Origin of the sequence: Peterkaempfera podocarpi, from assembly GCF_042466665.1 — a bacterium.
GTDB classification, from domain to species: Bacteria; Actinomycetota; Actinomycetes; order Streptomycetales; family Streptomycetaceae; genus Peterkaempfera; species Peterkaempfera podocarpi.
Window position 1 is genome coordinate 6,534,701 of sequence record NZ_CP162102.1, and the last position, 17,835, is coordinate 6,552,535.

At 73.6% G+C, this 17,835-nt stretch carries 12 protein-coding genes and 1 pseudogene; 8 read left to right on the forward strand and 5 right to left on the reverse strand.

The features are described from left to right. Positions 1-102 precede the first annotated feature (102 nt). From AB0761_RS28830 to AB0761_RS28850, 5 genes and pseudogenes are all read right to left on the reverse strand, one after another. On the reverse strand, positions 103-2,508 hold the full coding sequence (locus AB0761_RS28830; protein WP_377272062.1) for a DUF3488 and DUF4129 domain-containing transglutaminase family protein: 2,406 nt from the start codon (positions 2,506-2,508) through the stop codon (positions 103-105). Beyond that, the gene (locus tag AB0761_RS28835; protein WP_377272063.1) at positions 2,505-3,824 is read right to left on the reverse strand and encodes a DUF58 domain-containing protein; all 1,320 of its coding nucleotides are present in this window, start codon (positions 3,822-3,824) and stop codon (positions 2,505-2,507) included. Before AB0761_RS28835 ends, AB0761_RS28830 begins: the two co-directional genes overlap by 4 nt. Positions 3,825-3,879: 55 nt before the next feature. Then, positions 3,880-4,880: pseudogene (locus tag AB0761_RS28840) on the reverse strand (AAA family ATPase). Positions 4,881-5,407: 527 nt separating this feature from the next. After that, positions 5,408-5,911, reverse strand: a complete 504-nt coding sequence (locus AB0761_RS28845) for a CAP domain-containing protein (protein WP_377272064.1) — start codon at positions 5,909-5,911, stop codon at positions 5,408-5,410. A 139-nt stretch (positions 5,912-6,050) separates the two neighbouring features. Continuing rightward, positions 6,051-6,632: a beta-class carbonic anhydrase gene (locus AB0761_RS28850; protein WP_377272065.1), complete on the reverse strand. Its 582-nt coding sequence runs from the start codon at positions 6,630-6,632 to the stop codon at positions 6,051-6,053. 589 nt (positions 6,633-7,221) lie between these two features. On the opposite strand from AB0761_RS28850, the gene rsmH reads away from it, so the two are divergent. The 8 genes from rsmH (at position 7,222) to ftsW (ending at position 17,833) form a co-directional block, all read left to right on the forward strand. Continuing rightward, positions 7,222-8,193: a 16S rRNA (cytosine(1402)-N(4))-methyltransferase RsmH gene (rsmH, locus tag AB0761_RS28855; protein WP_377272066.1), complete on the forward strand. Its 972-nt coding sequence runs from the start codon at positions 7,222-7,224 to the stop codon at positions 8,191-8,193. A 135-nt stretch (positions 8,194-8,328) separates the two neighbouring features. Further along, positions 8,329-8,781 carry a hypothetical protein gene (locus tag AB0761_RS28860; RefSeq protein WP_377272067.1) on the forward strand — a complete coding sequence of 151 codons (453 nt, stop codon included), beginning with the start codon at positions 8,329-8,331 and terminating at the stop codon, positions 8,779-8,781. Further along, positions 8,778-10,787 (forward strand): peptidoglycan D,D-transpeptidase FtsI family protein, encoded by a 2,010-nt coding sequence (locus AB0761_RS28865; RefSeq protein WP_377272068.1) that lies wholly within the window; start codon positions 8,778-8,780, stop codon positions 10,785-10,787. The genes AB0761_RS28860 and AB0761_RS28865 overlap by 4 nt, the downstream gene beginning before the upstream one ends. A gap of 20 nt (positions 10,788-10,807) precedes the next feature. Then, the gene (locus tag AB0761_RS28870; RefSeq protein WP_377272069.1) at positions 10,808-12,523 is read left to right on the forward strand and encodes a UDP-N-acetylmuramoyl-L-alanyl-D-glutamate--2,6-diaminopimelate ligase; all 1,716 of its coding nucleotides are present in this window, start codon (positions 10,808-10,810) and stop codon (positions 12,521-12,523) included. Positions 12,524-12,529: 6 nt separating this feature from the next. Next, a complete protein-coding gene (gene murF, locus AB0761_RS28875; protein WP_377272070.1) occupies positions 12,530-13,948 on the forward strand; it encodes a UDP-N-acetylmuramoyl-tripeptide--D-alanyl-D-alanine ligase in 1,419 nt (472 codons plus the stop codon). After that, positions 13,945-15,009 (forward strand): phospho-N-acetylmuramoyl-pentapeptide-transferase, encoded by a 1,065-nt coding sequence (mraY, locus tag AB0761_RS28880; RefSeq protein ID WP_377272071.1) that lies wholly within the window; start codon positions 13,945-13,947, stop codon positions 15,007-15,009. Before murF ends, mraY begins: the two co-directional genes overlap by 4 nt. Then, the gene (murD, locus tag AB0761_RS28885; protein WP_377272072.1) at positions 15,006-16,436 is read left to right on the forward strand and encodes a UDP-N-acetylmuramoyl-L-alanine--D-glutamate ligase; all 1,431 of its coding nucleotides are present in this window, start codon (positions 15,006-15,008) and stop codon (positions 16,434-16,436) included. The genes mraY and murD overlap by 4 nt, the downstream gene beginning before the upstream one ends. A 26-nt stretch (positions 16,437-16,462) precedes the next feature. Then, on the forward strand, positions 16,463-17,833 hold the full coding sequence (gene ftsW, locus AB0761_RS28890) for a putative lipid II flippase FtsW (protein WP_377272073.1): 1,371 nt from the start codon (positions 16,463-16,465) through the stop codon (positions 17,831-17,833). The last annotated feature ends 2 nt before the right edge of the window (positions 17,834-17,835 follow it).

Sequence of the window (17,835 nt, forward strand, 5' to 3'; positions counted from 1 at the left end):
ACACCGAGGCCCAACAGCGAAGGCGGCGGGCGGACAGTCCAAGGACTTGTCCGCCCGCCGCCTTCGCGCGTCACCGGCGCCGCACCGCTCACGGTGCACCGCTCAGCGGCGCAGTCGGCCCACCGCGTCGGCGATCCGCCGCCGCACCGCCCACACACCGCTCTGCACCTTGTCCCGTACAGCGCCCATCGCGTCGGCGGCCCGCCAGACCAGCCGCGCCGACGACGGCGGCAGCAGCACCGCCCGCACCCTGGTCCACCGGCCGGCGGCGGCCCGCAGGCCGTTGCTGGCCGTACGGACGTCCCGGTCGAGCCCCGGAGCCGTCTGCGGGGAGCGGGCATAGAGCACCCGCTCCGTCGCCAGCGCGACCCGGCCCGCAGCCTCCCTGGACTCGCCCTCCAGAGGCGCGGACGCCGTGATCCGGCCGACGGTGCGCCGCGGGGTCTCGGCGCCGTCCGGGGCGATGCCCAGGTCCCAGGCCGAGTCCACCAGCTCCTGCCAGGCGGCCAGCACCTGCTGGTCCGTCAGCTCCAGCTGTACGGCGGCCCCGTCCGGCGGGCCGCCCGCCGGCCGCAGCCGGGCCCGGCGCAGCCGCATCCGCCAGAACATCGGGGTGAGCAGCAGCATCACCAGCAGCGCCCCGATCGCGATCCCCGTCATGACGCCCACCGTGGGCCACGGGGACTGCTCCGCGCTGACCGTCGAGGTGGCCGTGTCATGCGTGCCGCAGTCGCCCGCCTGCCGTTCCCGCCCGGTGCAGGTGCTGTTGGCGGTCGGGCTCGACGAGGGGTGCGCGGTGGGCTTGGGGGCGGGCTCCTGGTGGTCGCCGCCCGGAGCGGTGGAGGCCTGCTGCTGGGTGTAGTCGGGGGCGAAGCCGCGGCTGGGGGTGGGCTCGAAGCGCAGCCAGCCGGCGCCCTCGAAGTACAGCTCGGGCCAGGCGTGGGCGTCCTTGCTGCCCACCACCCAGCTGCTGTCGGACTGCTGGGTGCCCGAGGTGTAGCCGACCGCCACCCGGGCGGGGATGCCCAGGGCCCGGGCCATCGCGGCCATGGTGGCGGAGAAGTGCACGCAGAAGCCGCGCTTGTCCTGGAGGAACTTGGCGATGGCGTTGGTGCCGGTACCGGCTTCCACCTCGGTGTCATAGGTGAACAGACCGGAGCCGGCGAACCAGTCCTGCAGCGCCACCGCCTTGTCGTACGGGGTGGGTGCGTTCCGGGTCACCTGCAGTGCGGTGGCCCGCACCACGGCGGGCAGATTGTCGGGCAGTTTGAGGTAGCGCTGGGTGATGTCGTTCGGCGGTGCGGGAGCGTTGCGCAACTGGTCCGCGGTGGGCTGCAGTTCCAGGCTCTTCACCGTGTACGACAGCCCGAGGGTCTTCTGCCCGTTGTCGCCCACCAGGGTCCTGCTGTTGGGCTCGAACCGCCAGTCACCCGGGACGTCCACCTCGGACGCCGGGTAGGGCATGGGCAGCCACTCCTGCCGCAGGTGGTCGCTGATCTGGATCTGGGTGCTCACCTCGGTGCGGGCCACCGAGTCGGCGAGCCCGGTGGGGTTGGGGAGGACCTGGGGTACGTCCTCCACCTTCTGCTGGGAGGGCTTCCAGTCCACGCCGTTGAAGTCGTCCGAGACCGCCACCCGGATGTACATGCTCCCGGCGTCCTGCGAGGTGGTGGTGTAGCGCAGCTGCTCCACATTGACCGGGCGGTTGAGGTCGGCCTGCAGGGAGACCACCGGGTTGATCGCGGTGATGGTGCCGCCGCCCTTGCCGCTGCCGTGGCCGAGGCCGCCGGCGACCAGGCCGTTGCCCAGCTGCGGCAGGAACGCCGGCACCACCAGGGCGACGGCCAGGGCCAGTACGCCGATCCGGTGGCCGCTGCGGGTGAGCGGGGCCGAGCCGGTGCCGCCGCGCCCGGAGCCGTGGAAGACCCGTCCCCAGCGGGTGAGCCGGTCCTGGCCGTCGGAGAACAGCACGGTCAGATAGCCGCCTGCGGCGAGCAGGAACCACAGCCACGCCGCCCCGCCGTCGCCCAGCCCGGTGCCCACCGAGTAGAGCGCCAGCAGCGGCAGCCCGGCCAGCGCCGCCCGCCGGTAGGTGACGGCCATGGCATCCACGGCCAGTCCGATCAGCGCGACCGAGCCCACCAGGATCAGCCGCAGCCCCGGGGTGCTCGGGGCCGGTGTGCCATAGGCACTGATGTCGTCGAAGCCGCTCTGGAGCACCTGGCCCAGCCGGTCCACGCTCCCCGGGCCGGGCAGCAGTCCGTACACCAGGGCGCTGCGGACGAAGCCCAGCAGCAGCAGATAGAACAGCACCAGCAGTTGCAGACCCGCCATCAGCGGGCGGGGTATCGGCAGCCGCCGCACCCCCGCACCGACTCCCGCCGTGACCGCGACCAGGAAGGCGGCGTGCACCAGCCAGCCCGCACCGGTGAGCAGCGGCGTCAGGCAGAACGACACCAGCAGTACGGCCGCCGCCGAGACCACCGTCAGCCGAGTACGGCCCGTCATGCCGGGCCCCCCTCTCCCTCTGCGCTCCAGGACCGCGCCGCGCCCCCGGTGAAGCTGGTCTCCCCGCCGCCCTGGGCGCTGCGGTCGGCCAGCCGCCACAGCGCGGCGGCCGAGTCCCCGGCGGCGACCCGCAGCACGGTCCAGCCGGCCTCGCGCAGCAGCCGCTCCTGGGTCGTGGTCTCGTCCGGGTCGACGTCGGGCAGCACATGCCGCAACCCGGTCCAGGTGCCGGTGTCCAGCAGGAAGGCCACCGCCGCGCCGGCGCGCCGGCGCAGCCGTCCCAGCCTGGCCACCTGCTCCTCGTCCAGTGCGCCCAGCACCGCCACCACCAGGCCCTCGCCGCTGAGCCGCAGCACCTCCTCGGCGCGGGACAGGCCGCTGCCGTCGGAGAGCTGCACCACCGCCAGGGTGTCCAGCATCAGCCCGGACGCCTCCGACACCGATCCGCCGGTCTCGGAGGCGCCGGTCTCGGGCACCGAGAGGCCGGTGTCGGTGAGCAGCCGGACCGCATAGCCGCGCTCCAGCAGATGCACCGCCACCGAGGCGGCCGTGGCGACCGCCCACTCGAAGGAGGACCCGGGTCCGGTGCCGCGATGGCCGACCTCGCGGGTGTCCAGCAGTACCGTCGCCCGGGAGCGCAGCGGCTGCTCCTCGCGGCGGACCATCAGCTCGCCGTAGCGGGCGGTGGACTTCCAGTGCACCCGTCGCAGGTCGTCGCCGTGCCGGTAGCCGCGCGGCACCACATCGTCCTCGCCGGCCAGCGCCACCGCCCGGGAGCGGTTGTCGCCGTAGCCGGTCCACTCGCCGGCCAGTCTGATCGGCGGCAGCGGCTGCACCTGCGGCACCACGGTGAGGATGTCCGCCGTGGTGAAGGCGCGGGTGAGTTCGCACATCCCGAACGGGTCGGACAGCCGCAGCTGAAGCGGACCCAGCGGATAGCGGCCGCGCAGATCGGAGCGGACCCGGTAGGAGACCTCCCGGTGCCCGCGCGGCTCCACCCGGTCCAGCACAAAGCGCGGACGGGGTCCGAGCACATACGGAACCCGGTCCTCCAGCATCAGCAGCCCGGTGGGCACCCGGGAGACGTTGTCCACCCGCAGGTGCACCCGGGCCTCCTGCCCGGCCGGGGCCCGGTGGGGCGTCAGCCGGCGTCCGCTCGCCACCCGGTAGCGGGTGCGCAGCAGCAGCACCACGGACGCCAGCGGCAGCACCGCCAGCAGTACCCCCACCCGCAGCAGAGCGTCCTGGCCCAGCAGATAGGAGCAGAGGACCGCGGTGAACCCGGCGGCCAGGAAGGAGCGGCCGCGGGTGGTCATCCCCCGTAGGCCGGTACGCAGGCTCGACGGTTGCTCGGTGCCCTTCGAGGCCACCTCAGCCCCTCCGCAGCGGCGCGCTCTGGTCGCCGAAGGGACGCGGGATCGGCAGCCGCTGCACCAGGTCGCGGACCACCTGCTCGGTGGAGCGCCGGCTCAGCTGGGTCTCGGCGGTCGGCAGCAGGCGGTGTGCGAGCACCGGCACGGCCAGCGCCTGCACATCGTCCGGCAGCACATAGTCGCGGCCCTCCAGCGCGGCGGCGGCGCGGGCGGCGCGCAGCAGGTGCAGGGTGGCGCGGGGGGACGCGCCCAGCCGCAGTTCGGGGGAGGTACGGGTGGCGGAGACCAGCTCCACGGCGTACCGGCGCACCGTGTCAGCGACGTGGACCGTCCGTACGGCGTCGATCAGCTTCAGGATGTCGTGGGCGTGCGCCACGGGCTGGAGGTCGTCCAGCGGGAGGCGCCGCCATGGGTGTCCAGCATCGCCAGCTCGGCCTCGGCACCCGGGTAGCCGATGGAGATACGGGCCATGAAGCGGTCACGCTGCGCCTCCGGCAGCGGATAGGTGCCCTCCATCTCCACCGGGTTCTGGGTGGCGATCACCATGAACGGCGACGGCAGCTCATAGCTGGTGCCGTCGATGGTCACCTGGCGCTCCTCCATGGACTCCAGCAGCGCCGACTGGGTCTTGGGCGAGGCACGGTTGATCTCGTCGCCCACCACGATCTGGGCGAAGATGGCACCCGGCCGGAACTCGAAGTCCCGGCGGTTCTGGTCGAAGACGTTGGTACCCGTGACATCGGACGGCAGCAGGTCCGGCGTGAACTGGATACGGCGCACCGTGCAGTCCACCGACCGGGCCAGCGCCTTGGCCAGCATGGTCTTGCCGACCCCCGGCACATCCTCGATCAGCAGATGCCCCTCGGCCAGCATCACCGTCAGCGCGACCCGGACCGCCTCGGGCTTGCCCTCGATCACGCTCTCCACGGACGACCGGACCCGCTCCACCACGGCCCCGAGTTCGTGCAGGCCCACGGGGCCCCGCCGGAACTCGGGCATCGCGGCCCCCGCCCCGGCCCCCGGGAAGGCGGGGCCGGCCAGCCCCTGCCCATCAAGACCCGCCCGCTCGTTGAAGGTCGTCACCCGTTGCTCCTCGGCCTGTCCTGTTTCGGCCGCTCCTGGTCCCCGGACCGGCCCGTCCCACCCCGACCTACGCGCTCTCCGGCAGATCGGTTCCACCGGGACGGCAGCTCGGCCGAGGTGCGCGGACAGGCCGCCCCAGGTGGTGCGGTGCAGGCCTGCTCCCGGCATTCTTCCCTGCAACGGTGTCACAAGTCACCCAGCCGGGCGACACGTGCTGTTTACCCCCTTTGGCCCACCCCGTACGGACCTTGGGCATCAAGGGCCGTCGATCGCACCCGCACCGCGCCCTCCTGAGCCCCACCAGCCGAGGTCCCGGGCCCGGCCGCCCCCACGACCCGCGGCGGTCCAGGGTGTGCGGGCAACCGCCGCCCCACCGGTGCGCCGGCACGGAGCAGGCCCCCGCCCGGACCGGGCGAGGGCCTGCTGAACGGCGCCGCTGCGGGTCAGCGGGGGGTGGCGAAGTCCTGGGTCCAGTAGTCGCCGGGCTCGGCGTGTGCGATGCCCATCCTCCGGTAACGGCAGTTCAGAATGTTCTCGCGGTGGCCGGGGCTGGCCATCCAGGCGTCCATGACCTGGTCGGCGGTGCGGTAGCCGCGGGCGACGTTCTCGCCCCAGGCCGCCGCCCGGAAGCCGGTCCTCTTGATCCGGTCCACCGGCGCCGTACCGTCCGAGCCCTGGTGCGACATGTGGTGCTGGTAGGCCATGTCCCGGCTGTGCCGCCGGGCGGAGTCGCTCAGCCGGCGGTCGAGGACCAGCGGCCCGCACCCCGCCCGCCACCGTTCGTCGTTGACGAGGTCCAGCACCCGGGACGCCGCTCGGGCATGGCGGCCCATGAACACCTGGGCGTGGGCGGCGGTGGGGGAGGCCAGCGCCGCGGCCGGGATCAGCAGGCAGGCGGCCGCGACGGCGGCCCCACGGGAACGGGCATGGCTGCGCTGGAACTCCACGGTGACCTCACTGGATGCAGGGGACGACCTGTCTCCAGCGGATCTCCCGTTCCGCGCCGCGCCAACCGGTGCCGGCGCCTCTCGTCACCCGTGGTGGGGACGGTTTGCGCCCGCCTGGAGTGGCGGGCCTGCGGGCCGTTCAGGCGACCTCGCGGAGCAGCCCGGTGCGGACGTCGAAGACAAACCCCCGGACGTCGTCGGTGTGCGGCAGGAAGGGCGAGGTACGGACCCGGGCCAGGGACTGGCGGACATCGCCGTCCAGGTCGGCGAAGGCCTCGACGGCCCACTGCGGCCGCTGCCCCACCTCGGCCTCCAGTTCGCGGCGGAAGTCCTCGGTCAGGCCGAGCAGGCCGCAGCCGGTGTGGTGGATCAGGGCGACCGAGCGGGTGCCCAGGGCGCGCTGGCTGATGGTGAGCGAGCGGATGACGTCGTCGGTGACCACACCCCCGGCGTTGCGGATGACATGGGCGTCGCCCAGCGCGAGGCCCAGTGCGGCGTGCACATCCAGCCGGGCGTCCATGCAGGCCACCACGGCGACCCGTTGGACCGGGCGGGCGTCCCTGCCGCCGCCGCGGTGGTCGGCGGCGTAGTCGAGGTTGGCCGCCAGGAAGCGGTCGATGACGGAGGGCCCGGTGGGACGGGCGGCGGCTGCGGCGGAAAGCCCGGGTATGCCTGCGAGGCCGGGTGCCGGCGACGGGGGCCGGTCAGGAATCGCTGTCATGCCGACGACGGTAATCGGGAGCCCCGGGCCCGCACGAGGCCCGTGCGGCGGCGGGCCGGAGGCTGCGGCGCACCCCCGTGCCCGCCGGCCGCCGGCGCCGGCGGGTGCGCGCCCCCGGTCCGCCCGCCCCCGCGGCGGCCGCCCGGCGGGCCTCGCTGAGCTGCCGCTCGGCGTTGGGCAGGACGGGTGGCGCGCCGTCGCCGGCGATTGACCGGGGCAGGGCGTGGAGTAGAGTGACCGCGGAGTGCCACGGGTCGTCACACGTCGTCAGGCCGGTACGGGACGACGGAGAGCGATCCCCGCCCCCGGCCGCCGGACGCCGCGCCCGGCCTCCTCCCGCTCCGCACCTCCTGACACCCCTTCCCCGGTGCCAGACGGGTCACTTCCCCAGTGAGCGGGCGGGGACCAGGCGAGGTGTCCCGGGCATCCGCACCCCCGAGGTGGGAGGCCGTCCCTCCACCGCGGCGCCGGCAGGGCACCATGGGACGGTCACGGCGCCCCGTCCAGGGGCGGCGGCACCGGAAGAAGGGCTCCACCCCGCCATGAGCACCCTCGCCCCCGCACGCACCGCCCCCGCGGGAGGCCTCTCATGACCGAGCCCGGCCCCAAGCACGTCCCCGTGATGCTGAAGCGCTGCCTGGACGTCCTCGCCCCGGCCCTGACCGCGCCCGGCGCGGTGGTGGTCGACGCCACCCTGGGGCTCGGCGGCCACAGCGAGGCACTGCTGCAGACCTTCCCCGAGGCCCGGCTGGTGGCGGTGGACCGCGATCCCGCCGCGCTGGAGCTGGCCGGGAAGCGCCTGGCCCCGTACGGCGAGCGGGCCACCCTGGTGCACGCGGTGTACGACGAGATCCCGGCGGTCCTGGAGCGGCTGGACATCCCCAGGGTGCAGGGCGTCCTGTTCGACCTCGGGGTCTCCTCGATGCAGCTGGACGAGGCCGAGCGCGGCTTCGCCTACGCCCAGGACGCACCGCTGGACATGCGGATGGACCAGACCCGGGGCCTGAGCGCGGCCGAGGTGCTCAACACCTATGCGCACGGTGACCTGGCCCGGATCCTCAAGGTCTACGGCGAGGAGCGGTTCGCCAAGAAGATCGCCACCGTGATCGTCCGGGAACGGGAGAAGGAACCGTTCACCACCAGCGCGCGTCTTGTGGAACTGGTGCGCAATGCCATTCCCGCGGCGACCCGGCGCACCGGCGGCAATCCGGCCAAGCGGACCTTCCAGGCGCTGCGCATCGAGGTCAACGGCGAGCTGGCGGTGCTCGACCGGGCCGTCCCCGGAGCGCTGGACGCACTCGCCGTCGGCGGCAGGATCGCCGTGCTGTCGTACCACTCGCTGGAGGACCGTCTGGTGAAGCAGTACCTCGCCGCCGGCGCCACCAGCACGGCCCCGCCCGGTCTGCCCGTCGTGCCGGAGCAGTACCAGCCCTGGCTGAAGCTGCTCACCCGCGGCGCCGAGCTGCCCACGGAGGCCGAGATCGAGGAGAACCGGCGCGCCGCCCCGGCCAGGCTGCGCGCTGCGGAGAGGATCAGGGAGCGCAGCGCGGCCAGGGGCTGACGCCCCGCGGCCGGGCCGGCGCCGGGAGCAGCGGCCCGGGGGGAGGGAAGGAGCGAGGAGTTGAGCGTGCCCGCACCAGGGACGGCAGGGGCGCGGAGGCCGTCGGCCCGTGCCGGGGCCATCCCGCGTCCGACCGTGCGCAGGACCTCGGCCGGCCGTCGTCCGACGCCCGGCCGGACCCCCTTCACGGTGCTGGTGGTGGTGCTGCTGGCGGCCGGCCTGATCGGCCTGCTGATGCTGAACACCGCGCTCAACCAGGGGTCCTTCCAGCTGGGCAGGCTGCGCGAGGAGACCACCCGGCTCACCGACGAGCAGCAGAGCCTGGAGCAGCAGATCGACCAGTGGTCGGCGCCCGACTCGCTGCAGCGCAGGGCCGGTGAGCTGGGCATGGTGCCCGGCGGCAACCCGGCCTTCCTGCAGGACGACGGCAAGGTGCTCGGCAAGCCCGAGCAGGCCGGCGGTACCCCGGCACCCGGCGCCTCCGCGCCGGGGAGCCTCCCCAGCCCCGCCCCGCAGCCGCCCGCGGCCGTGCCGGCCACCTCGGACGGCGCCATCCAGGCCGGGCCCGTGGGGGGTGGCGCGCGATGAGCACCCCCCGCAGGCCGCCCCGCCCCGCCACCCGGCAGCCCCGCCCGCATCCCCGTCCCCGCACCGCGGCGGCGGGCCGGGCCGGGCGTCCGGCCGCACGCCGCCGCCCCCCGGTCGGCTCCATCCGGCTCGGCGACCCCCGGCGCCGGCTGCGGCTGGTCACCGTGGCACTGACCGCGGTGCTGTCGCTGTTCATCGGGCGCCTGGTCCAGCTCCAGGTGGTGGATGCCTCCGCGCTGGCCGCCGAGGCCACCGTCAACCGCTATGTCGACGATGTGCTCCCCGCCGACCGCGGTGCCATAACGGACGCCTCCGGGGTGGTCCTGGCCACCACGGTCGACGCCTATGACATCACCGCCGACCCCACGATGTTCACCCCCGAGCAGACCAAGGTGCCGGACGCCCCCCAGCAGGCGGCCGCGCTGCTGGCGCCGATCCTGGGAGTGGACCGGGCGAAGCTGGTCAAGGCACTGAGCACGCCCCGCTCCCGCTACGCCCTGCTCGCCGGACGGCGTACCCCGCAGACCTGGTCCCAGATCGCCGCGCTCCAGACCAGCTTCGCCCGCCAGGCCGCGACCCCGGCCTGCCAGGCGCAGGCCCGCACGGTGGGCAGGCCCGCCGCGGAGGGCGGCCGTACCGGGGTGGAGGCCGGCTGCGCGGATGTGCTGGCCGGGGTCTTCCACCGGGAGACCAGCAAGCGCGTCTACCCGGCGGGCGGTCTGGCCTCCAACGTCGTGGGGTTCGTCAACGGCGAGGGCGTCGGCGCGGCCGGCCTGGAGCAGCAGTACCAGGCCGAACTGGCCGGCCGGGACGGCCGGATCACCTATGCCCAGTCCGGCGGCCGCCTGGTGCCCACCGCGGGATTCCACGAGCGCGCCGCGGTGCCGGGTACGGACCTGCGGCTCACCCTGGACCGCGACATCCAGTGGGCCGCCCAGCAGGCCATCACCGACCGGGTGAAGGCCGCCGGGGCGGAGAAGGGCTATGTCGTCGTGCAGGACGTGCAGACGGGGCAGGTGCTGGCCATGGCCACCGCCCCCGGCTTCAACGCCGACGACCTCTCCCACGCCGCACCCGGCACCCTGGGCAACCCCGCGGTGCAGGACGTCTACGAGCCCGGCTCCACCGCCAAGCTGATGACCATGGCCGCCGTGCTGGACTCCGGCACCGCCACCTGGGACACCCATGTCACGGTGCCCGGCACCCTGCACCGGGCCGACCGGATCTTCCACGACGACGTCGACCACGGCACCTGGCACCTCACCCTCAACGGGGTGCTCGCCAAGTCCTCCAACATCGGCACCATCGAGGCCGCCGAGCACCTGGGCAAGACCCAGGCGCAGTCCAACCAGGTGCTCTACGGCTACCTGCAGAAGTTCGGCATCGGCCGCCCCACCGGCCTGGGCTTCCCCGGCGAGACCCAGGGCATCCTCGCCAAGGGCGCCGACTGGAAGGGCTCCCAGCAGTACACCATCCCGTTCGGCCAGGGCCTCTCGCTGAGCGCCATCCAGGCCACCTCGGTGTACTCCACCATCGCCAACGGCGGGGTCCGGGTCGACCCCAGCCTGGTCCAGGGCACCACCGGCCCGGACGGCCGCTACACCCCCGCCCCGGCCCCCGAGCAGACCCGGGTGGTCAGCGAGCAGACCGCCGCGACCCTCTCCCGGATGCTGGAGTCGGTGGTCACCGACGAGCAGGGCACCGGCACCATGGCGCAGATCCCCGGCTACCGGGTGGCAGGCAAGACCGGAACCGCGAACCGGGTGGACCCCCGTACCGGCCGCTACTCCGGCTACACGGCGTCCTTCATCGGCTTCGCCCCTGCCGACAAACCCCGGTTGACCGTATCCTGCGCCATCCAGAACCCCACCAACGGGCACTTCGGCGGCCAGCTGTGCGGCCCGGTGTTCAAGCAGGTGATGGAGTTCGCCCTGAAGACCCTGCGGGTGCCGCCCACCGGCACCGCACCCCCCAATCTGCCCGTCGAGTGGAAGCCCTCCCCATGAGCAGCAACAGTGGAGACGCCGTGAGGTCGATCACCCCCCCGGAGCCGGCGGACGGCGCCCGCGACCACTCGCTTGGCCCCGGCGCTGCCGCTCCGGATACCCTGCCTGCCGTGCCCAAACCTGATCAGCCCCCGCGAGACCCAGGGACACCGCAGCAGTCCGTCCCACCGCGCCCCGCCGTGGTCCGTCCGACCCCGCTCGGCGAGATCGCCGGCCTGCTCGGCCTGGAGCCGCCCGGCGCCGGAGGCCTGGTCACCGGCATCACCCATGATTCGCGCGCGGTGCGCCCCGGTGACCTGTACGTCGCCTTCGGCGGCGCCAACCACCACGGCGCCGCCTTCGCCCCGCAGGCCGCGGCGGCCGGCGCGGTGGCGCTGCTCACCGACCGGGCCGGGGCCGAGCAGGCCGCCGGCTGCGGTGTTCCGCTGCTGGTCGTGGACGACCCCCGGACCCGGATGGGCACGCTGGCCGCAGCCGTCTACGGGGCCCCGGCCGAGCGGCTGCTGACCGTCGGCGTCACCGGGACCAACGGCAAGACCACCACGTCCTACCTGGTCGAGGGCGGGCTGCGGGGCGGCGGACACACCCCCGGGGTGATCGGCACCGTGGAGATGCGGGTCGGCACCGAACGGATCAAGAGCGAGCGCACCACCCCGGAGTCCACCGATCTGCACGCCATCCTCGCGCTGATGTGCGAGCAGGGCGCCGACGCGGTGGCCATGGAGGTCTCCAGCCACGCCCTGGTCTTCGGCCGGGTCGACGGGGTCGTCTACGACATCGCTGTCTTCCTCAACCTCACCCCGGAGCACCTGGACTTCCATCCCGACATGGAGGACTACTTCCGGGCCAAGGCGCAGCTCTTCACCGAGCGGCGGGCCCGCCGGGGCGTGGTCAACCTGGACGACCCCTACGGCCGGCGGCTGGCCGCCGAAGCGGCCATCCCGGTCGTCACCTTCTCGGCGGCCGGCGACCCGGCCGCCGACTGGCGGGCCGAGGCCGTGCACCTGGGCCCGGCCGACTCCAGTTTCCGCGTGGTGGGCCCGGGCGGTGTGGCCGCCGACGCCTCGGTGCCGCTGCCCGGCCCGTTCAACGTGGCCAACGCGCTGGCCGCGATCGCCGCCCTGGCCACCGCCGGGCTGCCGCTGGAGGACGTGGTGGCCGGAGTCGCCGCCGTCCCCGGGGTGCCCGGCCGGATGGAGCGGGTCGACGGCGGCCAGCCGTACCTGGCCGTGGTCGACTACGCGCACAAGCCCGACGCCCTCAAGGCCGTTCTGGAGTCGCTGCGCGAGGTCACCAAGGGCCAGGTGCATGTGGTGATCGGCTGCGGCGGAGACCGCGATCCGCACAAGCGCGGCTCCATGGGCGCCATCGCCGCACGGCTGGCCGACACCGCCGTGCTCACCAGCGACAACCCCCGTACCGAGGACCCGCTGGCCATCCTCTTCGCCATGCTCGCCGGCGCGGTGGAGGTCCCGGAGGAGGAGCGCGGCGATGTGCTGGTCGTGCCCCGCAGGGCGGAGGCGATCGCCGCCGTCGTGGCCCGCGCCCATGCGGGCGACTCGGTCCTGGTCGCGGGCAAGGGCCATGAGCTCGGCCAGTACGTCCGCGACGAGGTCCGACCCTTCGACGACCGGGAGGTGCTGCGCGAGGCGATTCTCGGCAGCGGCCACCACCCGGAGGCCGCAGTACAGGAGCCCCGTCCCGCGGGCGCCGGCCCGGCAGACTCCAAGGAGTAATCCCCAGTGATCGCACTGACCCTCGCCGAGGTCGCCACGGCCGTCGGGGGGACGCTGCACGACGCCCCCGACCCGCAGGCCCCGATCACCGCCCAGGTGGTCGTGGACTCCCGCCAGGTGCAGCCGGGAGGGCTGTTCGCGGCCGTCCAGGGCGAGCAGGTGGACGGGCACGACTTCGCCGCCAAGGCGGTGGCCGACGGTGCCACCGCGGTGCTGGCCACCCGCCCGGTGGGCGTCCCCGCGGTGGTGGTGGACGATGTGGTGGCGGCGCTGGGCCTGCTCGCCCGCGCGGTCGTCGACCGGCTGCCGGACGCCGCGGTGGTGGGCCTGACCGGCTCGTCCGGCAAGACCTCCACCAAGGACCTGATCGGACAGCTGCTGCGGCGCCTGGGCCCGACGGTCTGCCCGGCGGGCAACTTCAACAACGAGATCGGACTGCCGCTCACCGCGCTGCAGGCCGACCGTGAGACCCGCTTCCTGGTGCTGGAGATGGGCGCCCGCGGCAAGGGCCACATCGCCTACCTCACCCGCCTCACCCCGCCGCGGATCGGCCTGGTGCTCAACGTCGGCTCGGCGCACGCCGGGGAGTTCGGCGGCAAGGCCGCCATCGCCGAGGCCAAGGGCGAACTGGTGGAGTCGCTGCCGGCCGACGGCGTGGCCGTCCTCAACGCCGACGACCCGCTGGTACGGACCATGGCCGCGCGCACCCGGGCCCGGGTGGTCTGGTTCGGCGAGTCGGAACAGGCCCAGTTCAGGGCCCGGGACGTACGCCTGGACGCTTCCGGCCGCCCCTCCTTCACACTGACCACCCCCACCGGTTCCGCCTCCGTGACCTTGCGCCTGTACGGTGAGCACCACGTTTCCAACGCCCTGGCCGCCGCAGCGGTGGCAGGGGAGTTGGGGATGTCCGTCGACGACACCGCCGCTGCCCTGGGCGAGGCGGATGCGCTTTCCCGCTGGCGCATGGAGGTCGTCGAACGGGCCGACGGTGTCACCGTCGTCAACGACGCCTACAACGCGAACCCGGAGTCCGTGCGGGCCGCGCTGCGGACGCTGGCGGCGATGGCCGGCACCGGCGAGGAGCGCCGCCGTACCTGGGCGGTGCTCGGCGAGATGCGGGAGCTCGGCGAGGACACCCTCGCGGAGCACGACGCCATCGGACGTCTGGCGGTCCGGCTGAACATCACCAAGGTGGTGGCGGTCGGGGGCCGCGAGGCGGCCTGGCTCGACATGGGTGCCAAGAACGAAGGTTCGTGGGGTGAGGAGTCGGTGCTGGTGTCCGACGCTGACGCGGCGGTCGAGCTGCTGCGCGATCAGGTACGGCCAGGGGATGTGGTGCTGGTGAAGGCCTCCCGGGCGGCCGGCCTGGAGCGGGTCGCCGAGGCCCTGCTCGCCGGTGACGAGGCGACAGGAGCGGCGAAGTGAGGCAGATCCTCTTCGCGGGAGTGATCGGCCTGGTCCTGACGCTGATCGGGACCCCGCTGCTGATCAGAGTGCTGGCCAGGCACGGCTACGGCCAGATGATCCGGGACGACGGCCCGGCCGCGCACCACAGCAAGCGCGGCACCCCGACGATGGGCGGTATCGCCTTCATCCTGGCGACGATCATCGCCTATGCGATCACCCATGTGATCGTCCCCGACAAGCCGCCGACCGCATCCGGGCTGCTGGTGCTGTTCCTGACCGCGGGTCTGGGACTGGTCGGCTTCCTGGACGACTACATCAAGGTCGTCAAGCAGCGCTCGCTCGGCCTGCGCGCCAAGGCCAAGCTGGTCGGACAGTCCGCGGTGGGCCTCGCCTTCGCCGTGCTGGCCCTGCAGTTCCACGACAGCCGGGGGCTGACGCCGGCCTCCACCAAGCTGTCGTTCGTCCAGGACTTCGGCTGGTCGATAGGGCCCGTGCTGTTCGTCATCTGGGCGTACTTCATGATCGCTGCGATGTCGAACGGCGTGAACCTCACCGACGGCCTGGACGGCCTGGCCACCGGCGCCTCGGTGATGGTGTTTGGTGCCTATGTCTTCATCGGCGTCTGGCAGCACGGCCAGAACTGCGCCTTCACCCTCACCGCCACCGCCAACTGCTACGACGTCCGCGATCCGCTGGACCTCGCGGTGGTGGCCTCGGCGCTGATGGGATCCTGCTTCGGCTTCCTGTGGTGGAACACCTCACCCGCCAAGATCTTCATGGGCGACACCGGCTCCCTGGCGCTCGGCGGCGCGCTGGCCGGTCTGGCCATCTGCTCCCGCACCGAGATGCTGCTGGCCCTGCTGGGCGGCCTCTTCGTGCTGATCACCCTGTCGGTGATCATCCAGGTCAGCTCCTTCCGGATGACCGGCAAGCGGGTCTTCAAGATGGCACCGCTCCAGCACCACTTCGAACTCAAGGGGTGGAGCGAGGTCCTCATCGTGGTCCGCTTCTGGATCATCCAGGGCCTCTGTGTCGCCGTCGGCCTCGGACTCTTCTACGCGGGCTGGGTGACCGGATGACCGAAAGCTTCGCCGGCCTGCCCGTCGCCGTCGCCGGCCTCGGCGTCTCCGGCATCAGCGCCGCCCGGGTGCTGCACGGCCTGGGTGCCGCCGTCACCGTCGTCGACGGCGGCGACTCCCCGGCGCTGCGCGAACGCGCCGCCGGCCTGGAGGCGGACGGCGTCACCGTACGCCTCGGCGACGGCGACACCCTGCCCGACGGCACCCGGCTGGTCGTCACCTCGCCGGGCTGGCCGCCGTCCAGCCCGCTCTTCACCGCCGCCGACGCCGCAGACGTCCCGGTGTGGGGCGATGTGGAACTGGCCTGGCGGCTGCGCCGGGCGCACCCGGCCACCGGCGAGCCCACCCCCTGGCTGGCCGTCACCGGCACCAACGGCAAGACCACCACCGTGCAGATGCTGGCCTCCATCCTCACCGCGGCCGGTCTGCGCACCGCCGCCGTGGGCAATGTGGGCGTCTCGGTGCTGGACGCGGTGCTGGCCGAGGAGCCCTACGACGTGCTCGCCGTGGAGCTCTCCAGCTACCAGCTGCACTGGGCGCCCTCGCTGCGCCCGCACTCCGCCGTGGTGCTCAACCTGGCGCCCGACCACCTGGACTGGCACGGCTCCATGGAGGCGTACGCCGCCGACAAGGGGCGCATCTACCAGGGCAACGCCGTCGCCTGCGTCTACAACGCCGCCGACAAGGCCACCGAGGACCTGGTCCGCGAGGCCGATGTCGAGGAGGGCTGCCGCGCCGTCGGCTTCACCCTCGGCGCCCCCGGCCTCTCGGAACTCGGCGTCGTGGACGGCCTGCTGGTGGACCGGGCCTTTGTCGAGGACCGCCGGCGCAGCGCCGCCGAGCTGGCATCCGTGGACGACGTACGGCCGCCGGCCCCGCACAACATCGCCAACGCCCTGGCCGCCGCGGCCCTGGCCCGCGCCTACGGGGTGCCGCCCCGCGCGGTCCGGGACGGACTGCGGGCCTTCCGCCCCGACGCCCACCGCATCGCGGAGGTCGGGGTGGTGGACGGGGTGACGTACATCGACGACTCCAAGGCCACCAACACTCATGCCGCGGCCGCCTCGCTGGCCGCCTACCGGCCGGTGGTGTGGATCGCGGGCGGTCTCGCCAAGGGCGCGGCCTTCGACGAGCTGGTGGCCACCGCCGCCGACCGGCTGCGGGGGGTCGTGCTGATCGGCGCCGACCGGGCGGTGATCCGCGAGGCACTGCGGCGACACGCCCCGGATGTGCCGGTGATCGAGCCGGCCGAGGGTCACACTGGCGCCGAGGCGATGACCGCCGTCGTCCGCGCCGCCGCGGACCTCGCCGGGCCCGGTGACACCGTGCTGCTGGCCCCGGCCTGCGCCTCGATGGACATGTTCACCAACTACGGCGAGCGCGGCGACCTCTTCGCCGCCGCCGTACGTGAGCTGGAACGACGCTGAGGAGAACGACCGGGAAGGGGCGAGCGGTGCCAGAACAGGTACGCGGACGGACGTCCGCGCCGCCGCCCCAGCGGTCCGCCGCCCGCCTCCCGGTCATCTCGGCATCCGCCACCACCTTCCGGGCCGCCGGGCGCACCGCGGCCCTGCGGGCCTTCACCGCCCGCTTCCGGCGGACCCTCGACCGGCCGCTCACCGCCTACTACCTGATCCTCGGCGCCAGTCTGCTGATCCTGGTGCTGGGGCTGGTGATGGTCTTCTCCGCCTCGCAGATCACCGCGCTCAGCCAGGGCCTGCCGGTGCTGTTCTACTTCCTCAAGCAGCTGATGGCGGTGGTCCTCGGCCTCGGGCTGATGCTGGTGGCCGCCCGGCTGCCGGTGGCGCTGCACCGGGCGCTGGCCTATCCGCTGCTGCTGGGCTCGATCTTCCTGATGATCCTCGTCACCATTCCGGGCATCGGCGTGGAGGTCGGCGGCAACCGCAACTGGATCAATGTCGGCCTCTTCCAGATCCAGCCCTCCGAGTTCGGCAAACTGGCGCTGGTGCTCTGGGGCGCCGACCTGCTGGCCCGCAAGCAGCGGATGCGCATGCTGGACCAGTGGAAGCACCTGCTGGTGCCGCTGGTGCCGGGCGCGGTCTTCCTGCTGATGCTGATCATGGCCGGTGGCGACATGGGCACCGCGATGATCCTGGTCGCGGTGCTCTTCGGGCTGCTGTGGATGGCCGGTGCACCGGTGCGGCTCTTCGCCGGGGCGGCGGGCATCGCGGTGGTGATGTCCACCGCACTGATCGTGCTGGCCCCGCACCGGCTCGCCCGGATCAACTGCGTGGGTGTCACCCACACCGGCCCCGACGAGCCCTGTTGGCAGGCGGTGCACGGCCTCTACGCCCTGGCCTCCGGGGGCCTCTTCGGCTCCGGGCTGGGCGCCGGGGTGGAGAAGTGGGGCCAGCTGCCGGCCTCCCACACCGACTTCATCTTCGCCGTCACAGGCGAGGAGCTGGGCCTGGCGGGGACGCTGTCGGTGCTCGGCCTCTTCGCGGCACTAGGGTATGCGGGTATCCGCGTGGCCGGACGCACGAAGGACCCCTTCGTCAGGTATGCCGCGGGAGGCGCCACCACCTGGATCATGGCCCAGGCTGTGATCAACATCGGTGCGGTGCTGGGACTGCTGCCCATCGCGGGAGTCCCGCTCCCGCTGTTCTCCTACGGAGGGTCCGCACTGCTGCCGACCCTGTTCGCCATCGGCATGCTGCTGTGCTTCGCACGGAGCGAGCCGGGGGCCAGGGCGGCCCTGGCCGCACGGGGCTCCACCTCCCGGATCAGGGCGACCCTGGCCCGGGTGCTGCCACGACGAACCACAGCGCGGCCCGCCACCGGGCAGCCGCGCAGGGAGCGGTGAAT

What these genes read in the sequence shown, in the direction of transcription:
- AB0761_RS28830 (WP_377272062.1), bottom strand. Translation starts at nt 2,508, where the DNA reads ATGACGGGCCGTACTCGGCTGACGGTGGTCTCGGCGGCGGCCGTACTG.
- rsmH (WP_377272066.1), top strand. Translation starts at nt 7,222, where the DNA reads ATGACCGAGCCCGGCCCCAAGCACGTCCCCGTGATGCTGAAGCGCTGC.
- AB0761_RS28865 (WP_377272068.1), top strand. Translation starts at nt 8,778, where the DNA reads ATGAGCACCCCCCGCAGGCCGCCCCGCCCCGCCACCCGGCAGCCCCGC.
- AB0761_RS28835 (WP_377272063.1), bottom strand. Translation starts at nt 3,824, where the DNA reads ATGACCACCCGCGGCCGCTCCTTCCTGGCCGCCGGGTTCACCGCGGTC.
- murD (WP_377272072.1), top strand. Translation starts at nt 15,006, where the DNA reads ATGACCGAAAGCTTCGCCGGCCTGCCCGTCGCCGTCGCCGGCCTCGGC.
- AB0761_RS28850 (WP_377272065.1), bottom strand. Translation starts at nt 6,632, where the DNA reads ATGACAGCGATTCCTGACCGGCCCCCGTCGCCGGCACCCGGCCTCGCA.